Origin of the sequence: Ewingella sp. AOP8-B2-18 (genome assembly GCF_052376015.1) — a bacterium.
Classification (GTDB): domain Bacteria; phylum Pseudomonadota; class Gammaproteobacteria; order Enterobacterales; family Enterobacteriaceae; genus Ewingella; species Ewingella allii.
In genome coordinates this window covers 89538-105755 of record NZ_JBQSVB010000008.1, presented here as the reverse complement: position 1 = coordinate 105755, position 16218 = coordinate 89538, and the positions used below count along the sequence as shown (strand labels likewise).

The 16218-nt window shown below is 50.3% G+C and carries 14 protein-coding genes; 5 read left to right on the top strand and 9 right to left on the bottom strand.

Features of this window, described 5'->3' with window-relative positions; genetic code table 11:
* Nucleotides 1-100 precede the first annotated feature (100 nt).
* Both ACT3RR_RS16325 and ACT3RR_RS16320 read left to right on the top strand, forming a co-directional pair.
* Complete coding sequence (locus ACT3RR_RS16325) at nt 101-1012, top strand: LysR substrate-binding domain-containing protein (protein WP_496200718.1); 912 nt, start codon at nt 101-103, stop codon at nt 1010-1012.
* Between the two features lie 180 nt (nt 1013-1192).
* Nucleotides 1193-2428, top strand: coding sequence for a diguanylate phosphodiesterase (locus ACT3RR_RS16320; protein ID WP_441655931.1), 1236 nt, complete (start codon nt 1193-1195; stop codon nt 2426-2428).
* Between the two features lie 102 nt (nt 2429-2530).
* Here ACT3RR_RS16320 and ACT3RR_RS16315 read toward each other — a convergent pair whose 3' ends face one another.
* The 3 genes from ACT3RR_RS16315 to ACT3RR_RS16305 are packed head-to-tail and all read right to left on the bottom strand — an operon-like array spanning nt 2531 to nt 5398.
* Nucleotides 2531-2923 (bottom strand): tautomerase family protein, encoded by a 393-nt coding sequence (locus ACT3RR_RS16315; RefSeq protein ID WP_496200717.1) that lies wholly within the window; start codon nt 2921-2923, stop codon nt 2531-2533.
* A gap of 31 nt (nt 2924-2954) precedes the next feature.
* Nucleotides 2955-4829 (bottom strand): amidohydrolase, encoded by a 1875-nt coding sequence (locus ACT3RR_RS16310; protein ID WP_496200716.1) that lies wholly within the window; start codon nt 4827-4829, stop codon nt 2955-2957.
* A gap of 26 nt (nt 4830-4855) precedes the next feature.
* The gene (locus ACT3RR_RS16305) at nt 4856-5398 is read right to left on the bottom strand and encodes an antibiotic biosynthesis monooxygenase (protein WP_496200715.1); all 543 of its coding nucleotides are present in this window, start codon (nt 5396-5398) and stop codon (nt 4856-4858) included.
* 252 nt (nt 5399-5650) lie between these two features.
* On the opposite strand from ACT3RR_RS16305, the gene ACT3RR_RS16300 reads away from it, so the two are divergent.
* The gene (locus tag ACT3RR_RS16300) at nt 5651-6574 is read left to right on the top strand and encodes a LysR substrate-binding domain-containing protein (RefSeq protein ID WP_496200714.1); all 924 of its coding nucleotides are present in this window, start codon (nt 5651-5653) and stop codon (nt 6572-6574) included.
* Between the two features lie 25 nt (nt 6575-6599).
* Here ACT3RR_RS16300 and ACT3RR_RS16295 read toward each other — a convergent pair whose 3' ends face one another.
* The 4 genes from ACT3RR_RS16295 to ACT3RR_RS16280 form a co-directional block, all read right to left on the bottom strand.
* Nucleotides 6600-8660: an FUSC family protein gene (locus ACT3RR_RS16295; protein ID WP_496200713.1), complete on the bottom strand. Its 2061-nt coding sequence runs from the start codon at nt 8658-8660 to the stop codon at nt 6600-6602.
* A 275-nt stretch (nt 8661-8935) separates the two neighbouring features.
* Complete coding sequence (locus tag ACT3RR_RS16290; RefSeq protein WP_496200712.1) at nt 8936-11356, bottom strand: TonB-dependent receptor domain-containing protein; 2421 nt, start codon at nt 11354-11356, stop codon at nt 8936-8938.
* Between the two features lie 394 nt (nt 11357-11750).
* On the bottom strand, nt 11751-12665 hold the full coding sequence (locus ACT3RR_RS16285) for a DMT family transporter (RefSeq protein WP_353504138.1): 915 nt from the start codon (nt 12663-12665) through the stop codon (nt 11751-11753).
* A gap of 248 nt (nt 12666-12913) precedes the next feature.
* Nucleotides 12914-13102, bottom strand: a complete 189-nt coding sequence (locus ACT3RR_RS16280; RefSeq protein ID WP_353504139.1) for a YjfB family protein — start codon at nt 13100-13102, stop codon at nt 12914-12916.
* Nucleotides 13103-13347: 245 nt separating this feature from the next.
* On the opposite strand from ACT3RR_RS16280, the gene ACT3RR_RS16275 reads away from it, so the two are divergent.
* The gene (locus ACT3RR_RS16275) at nt 13348-13617 is read left to right on the top strand and encodes a hypothetical protein (protein ID WP_353504140.1); all 270 of its coding nucleotides are present in this window, start codon (nt 13348-13350) and stop codon (nt 13615-13617) included.
* Between the two features lie 11 nt (nt 13618-13628).
* Nucleotides 13629-13958, top strand: a complete 330-nt coding sequence (locus ACT3RR_RS16270; protein WP_441655930.1) for a type II toxin-antitoxin system RelE/ParE family toxin — start codon at nt 13629-13631, stop codon at nt 13956-13958.
* A 140-nt stretch (nt 13959-14098) separates the two neighbouring features.
* Here ACT3RR_RS16270 and ACT3RR_RS16265 read toward each other — a convergent pair whose 3' ends face one another.
* Together ACT3RR_RS16265 and ACT3RR_RS16260 are read right to left on the bottom strand one after the other, a co-directional pair.
* Nucleotides 14099-15130: a methionine synthase gene (locus tag ACT3RR_RS16265; RefSeq protein ID WP_353504142.1), complete on the bottom strand. Its 1032-nt coding sequence runs from the start codon at nt 15128-15130 to the stop codon at nt 14099-14101.
* Nucleotides 15131-15156: 26 nt separating this feature from the next.
* Nucleotides 15157-16137 (bottom strand): DUF1852 domain-containing protein, encoded by a 981-nt coding sequence (locus ACT3RR_RS16260; protein ID WP_353504143.1) that lies wholly within the window; start codon nt 16135-16137, stop codon nt 15157-15159.
* Between the last annotated feature and the right edge of the window lie 81 nt (nt 16138-16218).

The following is a 16218-nucleotide window of genomic DNA, read 5'->3' as shown; positions in this document are numbered from 1 at the left end:
CACGAGACGTGTCTGCCCTGTGTTCGAGGCAAAATATAGTTTGATAACTTATGACTTGATAGGACATAATTTGTCTAACTTGAGTCCTTTAGAGTCTAGCATGATTGATTTACGTCAGTTGAAATACTTTGTCGCGGTGGCAGAAGAGGAGCACGTGGGGCGCGCGGCGGAACGGCTGCACATCTCCCAATCCCCATTAAGTCGGCAGATAGCGCAGCTTGAAGAACGTTTGGGGTTGATATTATTTGAACGAAATCAGCAACGTATCCGTTTAACCCGAGATGGCCACACGTTTTTGGCTGAAACGCGTGCCTTGTTGACCCACGCCAATCGATTGGAATCTTTGGGCCGTCGACTGGGGCGCGGGGAAGATGGCGGCTTGTGCATTGGTTATATAGAAAACGCCATGCATTCAGGCGTGTTATCCAATGCGCTGCGTAAATTGCGGTTATCGAGGCCCGACGTACACATTGTTTTGTACAGCCAGCCTTCATTCATGCAGCTCGAAGGCCTTCGCCAGCGCAGTCTTGATATTGCCTTGGTTAACACGCAGCCGGATGTCGACGATCCCGATCTTGAGTTCGCGCAGGTGCTTGATGACCGTATGTTGCTTGCAATACCGGAGCTGCATCCCTTGGTTGATAAAGACAATCTGCAGCCAGCTGATTTAATAGAACAGGACTGGATCTCGGTGATTCATAAAGAAGATGCCAATTCGAGAGATGATTTTGTCGTAGCGTGCGTAAAAGCCGGGTTTAGCCCGAACATTAAGCTGGAAGCAGGGGAACCGCTGACGGCATTAGGATTGGTTGCTGCGGGATTAGGTTTAACGCTTATTCAACGCAGCCTGCGCCACAACGCCCCCGCAGGGGTGGTGCTGCGTGAAATTCCATGGATGTTCTACACCACGCAGTTATGGGCGGTATGGCATAAAGCCAATCTTCGTCCACTGGTGACTCATTTCCGTGAGGTTTTGGTGGAACATAAAGCGGAAAACGAACTATCAAATTAGTCAGCACTACAATATTGAGCCATCAAACGGCGCAGAGCGGGTGAGTTCAACGAGTTTCACTCCCCCGCTCGCAAAGCTGTATTCCATTTTTTGTACGAGAGAATTTTACTTAATCCTTGGCTCTCACCCTGCATTCTCTGATAGGGTCTTACCCTGAATTACTAATCCAAGGTCCCCTACATGCTCCTGACCCTCGTCTACCGCAGCCAAATCAGCAGCAACACCCAGCTTGATGATTTGGACAATATGGTCGCTAAAGCCAGCATGACCAACAGCCAATCCTCGGTCACCGGCATCCTGTTGCACGATGACACCCACTTTTTCCAACTGCTGGAAGGTCCAGAGGACGCCGTTGACAGTATCTTTGCTAAAATTGCCATGGATAAACGCCATAACAACGTGGTGGAACTGATGCGCGACCACGCGCCTTCGCGCCGGTTCGGCAAGGTGGGAATGGAGCTTTTCGACCTCAGAACCTATAGCGAGGACGTGGTATTTCAGGCCGTGTTGGATAAAGGGACGTCGAAGTATCGCTTAACCTACGATGACCGCGCATTGCAGTTTCTTTCCACCTTTGTGCAGGCGCGCGAGAAAGAAAACTATCTTGATATTCCCTCGCCGGACACCTGGTCCTTTGTGGTCGATCACTCTCAGTCCTACCCGGTTCAGGCATCCCCCTCTGCGGAGTGCAGTTACGCCTTCCAGCCCGTTGTCGATCCACTCAAAAAACAGATTGTTTCGTTTGTCTCCACACTCTGCGACCCGGAAGGCGGCTCGCCGCTGGGGTATTACGCGCGGTCTGAACATAAGAATATCTACAGCGCCGATCTCGAGTCCAAGCGGCACGCTTTTGCGATGGCGAGTGAATTCGGCATTGGTGACAAAAGCCTGACTATCTCACTGCTGCCTATGACCCTGTCCAACGCGCCGAACGCGGTGGAGTTTCTCCTTCAGGAGATAGCCGCCAGCGGGCTGGTGCCGGAACAGGTGGTTATCGCGTTAAGTGAAAACGGCTCAATCACGGCGGAAGAGCCGTTCTACTTGGCAATGAAAAAGCTCAAGGCTTCCGGCATGCGACTGGCGGTGGAGAACTTCGGCGCAGGCTCGGCGGGCTTGCTACAGCTGACTCAGATGCAGCCCGACAAGCTAATGATTGAACCGAGCCTGATTCAAGACGTGCATAAAAGCGGGCCGAAACAGGCGATTGTGCTTTCCATCATTAAGTTCTGCTCGTCGCTTGAGATCTCGCTGACCGCCACCGGCGTGGAGAAAGTCGAGGAGTGGATGTGGCTCGAAGCGGCGGGGATTTGCCATTTTCAGGGCAGCCTGTTTGCCAAGCCGGGGGTGAATCGCCTGCCCCTTATTGCCTGGCCTGAAATCGGGGACGAGTTTGGTCCGCGTGAAAAGGCGGTGTAAGGCTATCTGTGAATAACAGATAATTCATGAGGGATCTTCATTAAGCAGATCCCTCATCTGCTGAGGCAGTGCCTTAAGTCAACCTGAAGCGCGTCATGCTCATCAGCCTAGCGCGCCGCTAAGAAATTCAGCATTGCCTCTGCCAAATGACCAGTCTGCATCGCTGTTTTCGATAAAAGATACCATTAGATCATCTTCCGATAACCCGCACTCTTCGTGAAGGCTTCGCGCGAGTTGGCGATAGAACTTCTGCTTTTTTTGGCTATCCCGTGGCCTGGAAATAACGGTCAGCAAGACAACCTGGTGGCTACGCGCGTAGCCGAGACCGGTATCCTGCACAATAAGCTCTCCTGGACTGTGCTGAGTCACACACTGATAGCGGTCCCGTAGCGGAATATCCAATGCGGCTACCAGCACCCGATGGGTGACATCCAGCAGTTTTTTCACTGCCAGCTCATCGCGGCCTTTGATCAGATCAAATTTTAATAACGGCATAAGCCTATGCCTCCCGTGTCTGAATAACAGTTTAGAAAGAGAAGCATGAACAGCCGAGCGCGCCCCAGAAGGCATGGTCGTCTGAGACCGGGACATCAGAACGCCGCGCCGTGTCGTGTGAGTGCAGGTGAATACCACAGGGACCGCTGCACTGGTGCACTTGTTGGCTCATGCCCACTCTGATGGACTCCGGCGGTGCTGAACGATAATGGCCGGGTACCCGAGTTACCGGTGACCAGTCAGGTAAAACCGGTAGCGCGGGTGGAGATATCTGCGAGAAGCTGCCTGCGGCGTAAACCACTTTGCCATCCACGACCGTCATCACTGATTCGATCCCCTTGATACGCTCTTCGGCGACGCTGAAGAAATCTTCGGAAAGCACCGCCATGTCGGCCAGCTGACCTACCTTGATTTGCCCTTTTTTCCCCTGTTCGCTGGAGAACCATGAGCTGCCCTTGGTCCACAGCATCAGCGCGGTTTCACGATCGAGACGGCTGCTGTCGTCATACATTTTCATGCCGCCGACGGTGCGGCCGGAAACCAGCCAGTAGAGCGCGGTCCATGGGTTGTAACTGGCCACGCGCGTCGCGTCGGTGCCAAGGCCAACGGGGAGTTCAGCCGCCAGCATTTTACTGACTGGTGGGGTATGCTTGGTGGCTTCAAGGCCATAGCGCTCGACGAAATACTCTCCCTGAAACGCCATGCGGTGTTGGACTGCAATGCCGCCCCCCAAGGCTTTAACGCGCTCAATGTTTTTCTCGGTAATAGTTTCTGCATGGTCGAAGAACCAGTGTAGCCCGTTGAAGGGAATATCCTGATTCACCTTCTCAAAGACGTCGAGCATCCTGCTAATAGACTCATCATAGGTGGCATGCAGGCGGAACGGCCAGCGGTGCTCTACAAGGTGGCGCACCACGCGCTCAAGCTCGGCTTCGGTGCCCAGCGGCAGGTCCGGGCGCGGTTGCAGGAAATCTTCGAAGTCCGCAGCAGAAAATACCAACATTTCACCGGCGCCGTTATGGCGATAGAAATCCGTGCCCTGCCCCGGTTTGAGCATGTCAGTCCACAGTGTGAAATCATCAATTTCCTGCTTTGGACGCTGAGTAAACAGGTTGTAGGCGATGCGCACAGTGAGCTGTTTTGTCTGATGCAGTTGGTCAATAATTTGATAATCCTCGGGGTAATTCTGGAAACCACCCCCAGCATCAATCGCGCTGGTGACGCCAAGACGGTTTAGCTCCCGCATAAACTGGCGCGTTGAATTCACCTGCAATTCAAGGGGCAGCTTAGGGCCTTTTGCGAGCGTCGCGTAGAGGATCATGGCATTAGGCTTGGCTATCAGCATGCCGGTCGGATTACCTTTGCTGTCACGCTGGATCTCCCCTCCCGGCGGATTTGGGGTGTCCTTGGTGTAACCGACAACTTTTAGCGCCGCGCGGTTGAGCAGCGCGCGATCGTAGAGATGAAGGATAAATACCGGCGTGTCAGGCGCCGCCTGATTAATCTCTTCCAGCGTCGGCATACGGCGTTCGGCAAATTGAAATTCAGTCCAGCCGCCCACCACCCGAACCCACTGCGGGTTCGGCGTACGCTGGGCCTGCTCCTTCAGCATATGCAGTGCGTCGGCCAGTGAGGGGACGCCTTCCCAGCGTAGCTCAAGATTATAGTTAAGTCCGCCACGGATGAGGTGCAGATGCGAGTCATTCAGGCCCGGAATGGCGCTATGACCTTGTAAATCAATGACTGTCGTTTGCGGGTCGGCAAAGGTCATGACTTCACTTTCGCTACCCACTGCCAGAAACTTACCGTCCTTAATAGCAACTGCCTGTGCTAAGGGCTTATCACTGTCTACCGTATGAAATTGACCATTAATAAAAATCAGAGAAGCGGTATGAGTATTAGACATAGGATGGACTCCTGAGGATGAGAGGACTAGCGAGCAAGCCAACGGTGAAATAAACGAGTAATGAGTGGCATCCACAGGAACACCACCAAAGCGACCACGGTGGCATCATTGAGCAGATGCCCGATGTTGGAGCCTTTCAGCTGCGGGAGGAATATCCCCCAGAACCAAGGCACCAGATTTGTTGACGGATAAATAACCAGCAGAGTCATTAGATACTGTTTCCAGCGTGGCGGAGAACGCCGGGTGTCGTTTACGGGGGTAAACCAAAACTCAGCGCCGGGATAAATCTCGGTCAGGTCGCTTTTTAGTAGAAGCGGAGCGACTTCGGCGATCAAGCTTTTACGCTCCGCTGAACTGCACCAGTAAAGAAGATCTTTCACCGTTTCGAACCTAACCAGTATGGTGTATGGCTCATCGTTGTGCGTTGGTCGAATAACATTGACCCCTAGATGCCCGGGGAAACTCGCAGCCAGCGGTATGATGGTTTTTAACCACTTCTCATATTCGACCCGATCTTTCTCGTTGATAGAATGCGTTATCGCGAGTGTGGCACGCTGATGATGGGGCATGATTTTCCTCGAAGAGTAGTAGCATCGAAACGTCGAATAGCCCGTAATTTTTACCCAGCGGGGATCCTGAGTTGAAAATCACTCTTGTAAAAAATATTTAATAATCAGGTATATGACAGAAATAATTTAGTTGCTATACCATACAGTTTCATAATGAAATTATTTGCATGAATAATAGCGAGTGATTATTTTCAAAGATAGAATGGTTTTTTTGGGTAGTTGTTAAATATTTTCTTTGCATCGAGAATCTAAATGAAAATTAACCTTGAAGTGCTGATTATTCTTGATGCATTAGACCGCCAGGGCTCGTTTGCAGCGGCGGCCGCAGAGCTTTATAAAACGCCGCCCGCACTCAGTTACATGGTGCAAAAACTGGAAAATGATTTGAATGTGGTCCTGCTCGACCGCAGCGGGCACCGGGCAAAATTTACCGCCACGGGCCGACTGATGCTGGAGAAAGGTCGCAAGCTGTTACGAGCAGCGCAATCCCTTGAGCAGCAGGCTCACTATGTGGAAAAAGGCTGGGAAAGTGAGCTGACGTTAGGTTTGGATGCGTTATTTCCCTTCGAGCTTCTCCTGCCGCTTATCGAAGAGTTTTACCAAGACCATCATCTTACCCGCCTACGGTTCAGCCATGAGGTGTTGGCCGGAAGCTGGGAGTCACTGGTTCAGGGCTGCGCGGATATCGTGATTGGTGCCGTCGCGCTGCCATTAACCCACTCGGGTTTCTCCTTTAGCCCAATGGGGTCCCTGCATTATCGCTTCTGCATCGCGCCACACCATCCGTTAGCGCAGGCGGAAGAACCCCTTTCAGCCGATGTTATTCGGCCACACCGTGCCGTCGTCGTGCGTGATACGTCGAGAATCAATCTGCCGCAGAACTTGCACGTTTTGGAAGATCAGGACACGCTAACGGTGTTTGATTTTCGTAGTAAATTACAGATTCAGCTTGCCGGGCTGGCCTGTGGATATTTGCCAGATTATCTGGCTGCGCCTTATCTTGCCTCCGGCAAACTTGTGACGAAGAAAGTCGAGAACAAATCAAACTTTGATACGGCGTATTTGGGGTGGAATGATAGTGCGAATGGTCTCGCCGCCCTGTGGTGGCGAGAAAAACTGCTGTCTTGTGATAGCTGGGGCTCTATTTATCTAACAAAACAGGTGATGTCGCTCTGACAACCAAGTCATGATCGCCGCCCCACTACATATCTGTTTCAACCCGATTCAAGCTCGGCCAGTGCGAGCGCGAGAACAGTACCAGCCGGATGTTAAACAGTGACAGCATGGGGGCGTAGTAGCGGGCGTCTTTGCTGGAGAGCGTCTCAAGCTTTATCAGCAAGAGGTCTATTTCGCGGAGCAATTTCGGGTGCGGCGAAGCCTGAAACGATTTTAGGCGTGCTTTCAGGTAATGTTTTAATTCATAGAATATGCGGTCAGTGGCGTTGATGTGATCGGCCAATAATTCCTGATTCTTCATATGGAAATCGTAATAGTTCGCGCCAAGCCACACTTCGGTGATCAAGTCCCCGCCTGCGGCTAATTCATCCGTTACGTCACTCTTTTTTCTCGGCAAAATCACATTCACTTTATCGAGCATTCTCGCCACAAACTGTTGGCGTGAGTGAGGAGAGGCGCGTTGCAGTTTGATCTCCGCCAGAAAGTGGATCAGCTCTTTTATCCCCTTGAGCAATGCACGTTTCGCCGTCCATGAGGGCCGTTTACTGCGAATAATTGCCGTCACCACCACGCCAATAACCACGCCGACCAGACTTGAAACTGCGCCGTTTAACGTCGCCAGCAGATCGGGTTTATAGTAATGGCTCAGGCTGATTAAGCCCGGAATTTGGGTGGCAATAATTAAGCCGAGTAAGTTGGTGACAGGATTGGCGATGAGCACGCCGAGCGCAAATAGGCCGGGGAATAGGCAAATCAGCAGAGCTTCAAAGGTGGTGGTGAGCGGGATGAGCGTTGAGACATAAAAGATGCTGATCGCCGTAGCGACCACCACGCCGGTCAAAAATACCTTCATCGGGGCTACCGGGTTGTCCATCGCCGCGAAGAAAGAGCAGAGTATTGCCGCCATCATCGGCGCGGTTGCCCCGTCCTTCCAGCCAGAGCCAATCCAGAACAAGCAGCAGAGGAAAGTCACCAAAAACGCGGTAAATGACGAGAGCAGCAGCATCCCTTTATCGATATGCCAGTGGGCCGTGGAGCGTCTGGCCTTGCTTTCATCAAAGTTATCGACGCGCTTACCCACGCTAAAGTGCGCATCGGCCACTCTGACAAAATCCCCTAGCCTGTCGAGTAAGCCGTTCAGCAGCAAACTCTCTTCCACGTTCATCGCCTTAGCTTGGTGAGCCTGCTGCAACTCAGCCTGTGTCTGGGCGATATTTTGTTGAATGGTATGGGTGTTTTCGACGGCGTCGCTGTTATTCAGCCAGAGTAAAAAGTGACGAAAAGTGTTTTGCACGTTTTCCGGGAAAGCAATCTGACGCTTCGCCAACATAGTCAGGCGCAGCTCAATGGATGTCAGCGTGGGCACCAGATAAGACAGATGCTGATATTGCACCGTCACCAGGCGAATTAGCTTTCTCGCCGCATTACCTTCAAAGATGCAGTGGGTGATCAGAACTTCGACATTGGCGGGATAACCGGCCATCTGGATCAGAATATTTTCGTGATCCGGCGACTTCTCCGGCGTCGGCGCGGTGAGCAGCGCGTTACACAGCTTCTTGGCACTGTCGTACCAATTGGTGATGCTTTTTTCCAGAATATTGCTCATCGAAACCGGCAAAATCAGGCTGTGAATCAGGCTGCTACAGACAATCGCAACACCAATTTCCTCAATGCGTGATAACACCGTATAGGTGATGGCCAGAGGGGAAGTCACGTCAGGGAATCCCATAATCGCGGCACTATAACCGGCCAGCATAAAGACATAGCTTTTCGGGGTACGGTCGTGCAGCGAGAGATACAAACAGAGGGCGACCCAGGCAGAAACACACAGGCTGAACAGCAGCGGGTTCTGGACCGTGATGGGGTAAATCAGCAGAATAAACAGCCCTCCCAGCAGGGTTCCGAGCATGCGGAACACGGATTTTGAGAGCGTAGAAGCAGAATATAATTGAGAAGCAATAAAAACCGAGGCAACTGACCAGGCGGGCTTATCTAAATTAAGAGCCAGTGCGATGTATAGAGCAAGAAACGCGGCAAAACAGGTTTTAAGCGAGAACAATACTGCGCTTTTTGAGAACCATTTCATAGGTGGAGACTAACTCACAAGAACTGCATTTTATCGTTATCCGCGCATAATATCCGAAGCCGATCACGCCAGCATTTTTAAATTTCCTACAATTTATTTCCGCGATAAGCTATTTTTTAACCTCACTGACTTTAGTAATTAAAAATAGCATTTGGCTTTTTTAAACAGCCCGATTTTTTAATTTTACATTGTGCTTAGAGGCTAAGATTTATAAAAGGTGTTACCCAAACAAGTCGAGTAACACCATGACTTCTCCTTTAGCGACTCATCAACCGTTAGAAATCAACATTCACGCCCAACTGGAAATTGCGGCCCGGCATGACGGCCAGTGCCTTGTTGTAAGTATCCTGATTGCTGGTGTCGGTCAGGGTGCGGCTGCTGAGATAATCCCAGTATTTACGGTCGGTGATGTTATACACGCCGCCGCTGAGTTTGACGTTTTTGGCGACCTGCCAGTAGGCCGTGGCATCAAGCATGCCGAAGCCCGGCACGTTCATGTAATCCGTGGTGGAGTCAGTGATTGGTGCCCCGCTATTGCTATAACTTTGGCGATTAGTGGCCTCGGCTTTCTTACCTTTGACGAACGTCGCGATCAGCGCGGTACCGTAAATGCCTGATGGATCATCCCACGCCACGCCCGCTACCAGTTTCATTGGTGGGACGCTATCGAGATCGACGTATTTATCCCCGGCATAGCTGGACTTGGATTCGCCCTGCGCGTAACCCAGCGCAAAGCTGGTGCTCAGGCCATTTACCGCGCTGAACCACGAGCCGTAGCTGATTTTCGTGGTTAGGTCAGCGCCATAGATGAAAGCGTTATCGCGGTTTTCGGCCTGATAAATGGTGTAAATATTGGATGGTACGTTGCCAAAAAGCTCCGGATTTGCCTTGCGGGTGTAGCGCGTATTGGCGATGAAGTTCTTGTAAGTGTTGTAGAACGCCGAGGTTTTAAAGGTCACCCCTTCACTCAGCTCGCCCTTCATTCCCCACTCAAAGTTATTGCTGGTCTCGGTTTTTAGGTTGGTATTCCCAATCAAGGCATATTGGGCAGATCCGGCGTAGGAAGAGCCAAGATTCCAGGAGCCGTACAATTGGCTGGCGTCGGGGAACTGTGCTCCACGCTGATATTGCAGGTAAGTCATCAGCTTAGGCGTGATGTCGTAGGTAAAGGCCAGTGAGGGCAGAGCCTGAGTGTCCGAGTTCGCCTTACTGTATAAAGTGGAAACCTGCCCGGTTGACACCACGCCGTTGGCCAAGTCCGACAAGTCTCGCGCTTCGGTGTTCTGATGAGCAATGCGCACTGCGGGGACAATGCCAAAGTTATGACCGTCGAGGTCAAACTTCATAGTGTCCTGCACGAAGCCGCCCAGAATATAGGCCCGGCTGTCAGCCTCGGGCTGCATCAGGGTGTTGAAAATGTCCTGCGTCGGACTTTGGCGGAACGGGCGCTTGGTATTGGACACCCGGCCATTCAGCCCGGCGCTCAGCTCGTGGCGCCCTACCGTTTTCAGCCAGCTGGTTTCAGCGCCGTAGGTGTCAACGTCATAGTTGGAATAGACGTTGATCATCTGATCGCTGGAGTTAGGCAGGTAGGTATTATCGTGCGCCTGGGTGTACTGGTAATAGACTTTCGACACCACGGCGTCCACGTAATCGTTGAACGGCGTCCACTCATCCTTCAGGCTTATCCCCCAGCGGCGGGTATTACTTTGCTGATGGGCGGTGCCCAAAATGGTGTCACCAGAACCGTCCCACGCGTCGTAATGGGTGTGGTTCACCTTCTCGTAGTAATCGAGCGTGCCGGTGAACTTGTGCGCATCGGTGGGCTGCCAGATGACGGATGACATGACCGCGTCAGAGTGCCAGTTCTCAGGATAGGCGTCACGAGTGCCGCTGTTATTGCTGGTTTCCTGACCGTCGCGACGGCTGATAGCTATCAGGCCGCGTAAGGTGTCGTCTCCGGCGGCGGCGGTGATACCGTTGTGCCATGAGCGATCGGCAGAATCATAATCTGACTGATAGCCAAAGTAGGTCTCTTTGCCGGGATGCAGGTAATCATCGGCAGATTTCGGCAAGAAGGAAACCTCGCCGCCGATAGAGGTGTTGGCGCGCTCGGCCGAGGTCGCACCGGATTGAATATCCACCTGGCCGTACATGTAAGGGTCAATATAGTCACGGCCGATGCCGAAGGTGCCTAGTCCGGCGCGGCTGACATAGCTGCGCCCGGTGGCGTTGGGTTGCGGAATGCCATCGACGTCAATGCCGACGCGGTTGCTTTCCAGCCCGCGAATGTTGTAGCCGGTATAGCCGCTGCGGTCGAAGCCGCTTTTGCCATTTCCAGAACCGCCACTGGAGCCGGTGGCAGAAATTAACGGCTGATAGCGCATAATCGTACCGAAATCGTTTCCGCCGTTTTTCTGCATATCTGCCGCAGAAATCGAGGTTTTCGAGCCCGGTTTCTTATCAGGCAGCGTCTCGGTGATGGTCATCACGTCTTCATTGTTCTGCAACGGAGCCTGCGCTTTGCGCGTTACCGGTTTCTTTTTGACACGAGGGGCCGTCTGGGTTTCCCCGATGTTTGATTGATTATTGCCTTTAACAGTTTCCGCAGCGTTAGCCTGCAAAGTGGCACTGAGGACAATCCCCGGTAAAATGGCGTTCCTAATAATTCCCTGCACTTTAAAAGGTTTGAGCATTTTAATTTTATTCCGTACTGATTATTAAAATATGCTCATCAATTGCTTCCTTACCCATCACCGAAGAATCAATGAGACTGGGTAAAAATGATGTAAAATAGTGGCTTCTATAAGTATTCTCAATCCTGAGTTAGCCATTTATCCTTATAATTTATGATATTATTACGGCGTTTCATTTTGGCTTGCTGCCGATAATAATCATTATCGAAAAAATAACAAATAAAAGTCGCTTCCTTGACGATATTTTCCCAAAAAGGCTTTAACTCCACATGGAATATATAACTATAAAAATAACGGATTACACTAGTAATAAAAGAGGGATATTGAACACCTTCTAAACCTTATTCATTAAAAGGTGTTTCAATTGTGCAGCCACCTAAGATGGCTGGCCTGGTTACTTCACCGCCGCGTTTTTTATTGAAACTGCTTGTTTCCCCGGGCTGACTATCATCCACACGGCGATGCCGACAATGATGGCGCCGATGATGAAACCTTTAGTGATGGTCTCACCCAGCGCGAGGTATCCCCAGAGCACGCCAAAGGGTGGGATCAGGAAGGTTACTGTCAGTGAGCGTAATGGGCCGATGTCGGCAATTAGCCGGAAATAGAGAATATAGGCCAAGGCAGTGCAGACAAGGCCGACGGCAAGAACGCTGGCCCACACGTCAATTTGCCCCCAGTTGACTGCCGGGCCAGTGCCCATCGACCAGGCAAAGAAAGGCAGAAGAAACAGTGTCGCGCCCATTTGGCTACCAAAGGCGACCGTTTTAGGATCAAGCCCGCCGCGGTTGGATATCCACCGACGGGTCAGGAAGCCCGCCACGCCATAACAGCTGGTTGCCACTAAGCAGGCCAGAATGCCGTACAACATACCGCTGGCTGAATTTATATCTCCAATAGTGGTGATGACGATTATTCCTAACAATCCTAATATCACCCCACCCCACTTTCTGGCACTCAATTTCTCACTGAAAAAAGCAAAGCCTATAATGGCTCCCATGAGTGGCGTCGTGGCATTGAATATTGCCGAATAACCGGCGGGCAACCACTGGGCGGCAAAACAATACATTAAGAAGGGTAATCCTGAATTAATAACCCCGAGAAATAATGATGATTTGAATTTATTCTCAAAATTGAATGAGGACCTCAGCATTAAAAGAATCACGCCAAGGCCAACAAATCCGAAAAACACCCGTAAAAATGCAGTATTAATCGCGCCAAACTGTGGTGCGGCAATTCTCATGAAAATAAAACTGGCTCCCCAAATTGCGGCAAGTAGGAGTAATCGTAGATAATCTGCAACACGCATGTTTTAGGCCCCTTTAGGTACTTTGCATATTTTTATAAGATTTAATTATTACCACTGCGTCATGAACCCCTAACGCCCAGCTAGAATATATTCTAGCCGATTAAAATAGCACTCCGCTTCTTGCTTTTGAATTCAATGATGTAGTTTATCAGCGTATGGGAGCATTGAATGGGCGGGTTATTGGAGCAGAAGCGGCGGGGGAATGGTGATTTGTGACTTCCCTTCCCCTACCCTCAAAAACGATCGACTCAGACAGTGATATTAATGTTGCGCCCGATGGCAGGATTTGCAGGCAGTTGTGGAATAGCGTCGAGCAGGCTGGCAGCCGTTGATGCTTGATTATCCAGCGTTTTTTTCAGCAGCAGGGTATTCACCTTACTGTCGAGATCCAGGTTATCCAGCCCGGTCGCGACTGAAGCAATCTGCGATACATCCATTCTATTCTCCTTTTCAAAACAAAAATTGCTCACGGCTTGGACCCAAGCCTGAAGATGTTATCGGCAATTTATGGGGATTCTTTAGGTCGACTTTTAAGGGAGTATTGTTCAGTTGGGATATAAGGGTTTGATCAAAATAGTAGTGGGTAAAATATCTCATCAATTTGTCCGCAGTCGGGAGCGAGTGCTATACTGATAGACATTGAGCTAAGGGTTTCCCAAACTCTTTGAAAAGTGAGGAAGTTATGTCTAACACCATGTCACAGCGTGCCGCCCGAGAAGGTCTGGGTTCTCCAGAACTCTTTACTGGCGGGGTATACATCACCAAAAACGGCGTCTCCGAATTGTTCATTCAGACAGCAGCTGAACGCGAGGCAGACATTCAAGCTCAAGCCCTTGAGCGTCAGGCGAATGCACTGCTTAAATTTTCTATGCTGGCAAAACAAGAAGTTCGCCAAGGCCGGGCTATGACTGCTGAAGAAGCACGTCAGAAGCTGCGTGACGCGCGTAAATAGAAGGTAAAAGGATGTTTAACGTCGTTGTTACTCCGGCAGCCCTAAACTGTCTGCTTGAAATCGAATCTTTCAAAAGTTTAACGATGGGTGCCAAGGATGCGGCGCAATATGTAGACGCAATGTTTGACAGCTCTCTTGCCGCAGTAGCTGAGGATCCTGTGCGATATCGCTACAACGGCCTTCTTGCAGACAAAGGGTTGTTATTACGGGAAAGGCTAGATATCGAGAGTGAGTACCGTCTAATCTACGATTTCGATGGTGAGACGATTGAGATCTTACTGTTTGTCAGCATGAAGCAGGACCTTGAAAAAGCCTTATATCGCTATCTGATCACTCAATAATTATTAGAGTCGCTAGCACAGCAGCATTGTCCCACGCAGTGAAAAGATAGCACGAACCCAAAACAACTCAGCCCAGAAGGCAATCTATTCGATTGCACATTCCGGGCTGAGTTTTCATCATGTAAGAGTGTTTGGCGGAGTTATTTAGCCAGCAGCTCTTTACGCACGATTTCTGCACCTGCACTCAGTGCATCCAACTTGCCGCGCGCGATGCCGCGAGGAAGTGGGATCATGCCGCAGTTGGTGCATGGATAGAGTTTGTCGGCGTCAACGAATTGCAGCGCTTTGCGCAGGGTCGCGGCGACTTCCTCTGGTGTCTCAACGGTACTGCTCGCCACGTCAATGGCACCCACCATCACCTTCTTACCGCGAATCAGCTCCATCAGCTCCATTGGAACGTGGGAGTTGTGGCATTCCAGAGAGATGATGTCGATATTCGATTTTTGCAGTTTCGGGAAAATCTCTTCGTACTGTCGCCACTCGGTGCCCAGCGTCTTTTTCCAGTCGGTGTTGGCTTTGATGCCGTAACCGTAGCAGATGTGCACGGCGGTTTCGCATTTCAGGCCTTCGATGGCGCGCTCTAGGGTAGCAATACCCCAATCATTTACTTCATCGAAGAACACGTTAAAGGCTGGCTCGTCAAACTGGATGATATCCACACCGGCGGCTTCCAACTCTTTGGCTTCTTCATTGAGGATTTTTGCAAATTCCCACGCCAGTTTTTCGCGACTTTTGTAGTGGTTGTCATACAGGGTGTCGATCATGGTCATAGGACCTGGCAGCGCCCACTTGATTGGCTGGTCAGTCTGCTTACGCAAGAACTTCGCGTCTTCAACAAATACGGACTTCTGACGGCTCACTGGACCAACCACGGTCGGTACGCTGGCTTCATAACGGTCACGGATTTTGACGATTTCGCGTTTCTCAAAATCAACGCCGTTAAGGTGCTCGATAAAGGTGGTGACGAAGTGCTGACGCGTTTGCTCGCCGTCGCTGACGATATCAATACCGGCCTGCTGTTGATCTTCCAGACACAGACGCAAAGCATCTAGCTTGCCGTCGACGAGTTCTTGATCTTGCAATTTCCAAGGTGACCAAAGTTGCTCAGGCTGTGCCAGCCAAGAAGGTTTAGGTAAGCTGCCAGCAGTTGAAGTCGGTAATAACTTTTTCATAATGGATGACCCTGTGTTTTGGTTAATCAAAGAACGGAATTAGCAGACCATTGCTCAAGAATAGTTTGGTGAGGCTTAATGAATTCTTCTTCAGTAAACTTCCCCTGCTCAACGGCTAATTGGCTACGTTCTTCACGATCATAAACAATGCGAGTTAATGAATAATCTTGTTGGTTCAAACTTGGCTGATAGCAGCGACCCGCCGGAGAGTTCGCGTTGTAAATCTCTGGGCGATAAATCTTCTGGAAGGTTTCCATGGTGCTGATGGTGCTAATCAGTTCCAGATTGGTGTAATCGCTGAGTAAATCACCGGCGAAATAGAAGGCCAAAGGCGCGACGCTACCGGCAGGCATGAAGTAACGAGCCTGCAAACCCATTCTGCCGAAATAGAGATCGGTCAAAGAAGATTGATCATCTTGCTCATATTCAATGCCCAATACCGGATGCACATTACCAGTACGGTTATAGACATTCTTGCTCGAGACGCTCAGGCAGATAACCGGCGTTTTGTTGAAATTCTGTTTGTAAGCTTCTGAATTAATGAAGCATTTGAAGATATTGCCATGCAATTCACCAAAGTTTTCTGGGATGGTGAATTGGTTCTTGCCCTTATTGTGCTCGGACAACAACACGCTGAAGTCGTAATCACGCACATAAGAGGAGAAGTTATTGCCGACAATACCTTCAATGCGCTCGTTGGTTTTTTTATCAACGATATTGGTTTTCAAAATTTCAATAACCGGGAAGGACGTGCCTGCACTTTCAATCTTCAACTCAACGGAAATGATGTCCAGTTCGACGGTATAGCGATCTGACTTCGGGTTATCCCAGTTCGCCAGAGAGTTAAAACGATTATCGATCATCACTAAGGCGTTGTGCAGGTTCTCTTGGCGTTTCTCACCGCGAGCCAAATTAGCAAAGTTAGTTGTAATGCGCGTGCTAGTAGACGGATTGTAATTCTCGTCAAAGCGCAAACTTTTCGTCGTAAATGTGAAATTATTATTCATTGTAATTTGGTTCCTAACTTCCGGTATAAAATATGGTTAATTGCTCTTTACTCAGGACTTCCTAATTTTCTGTTCTAATTT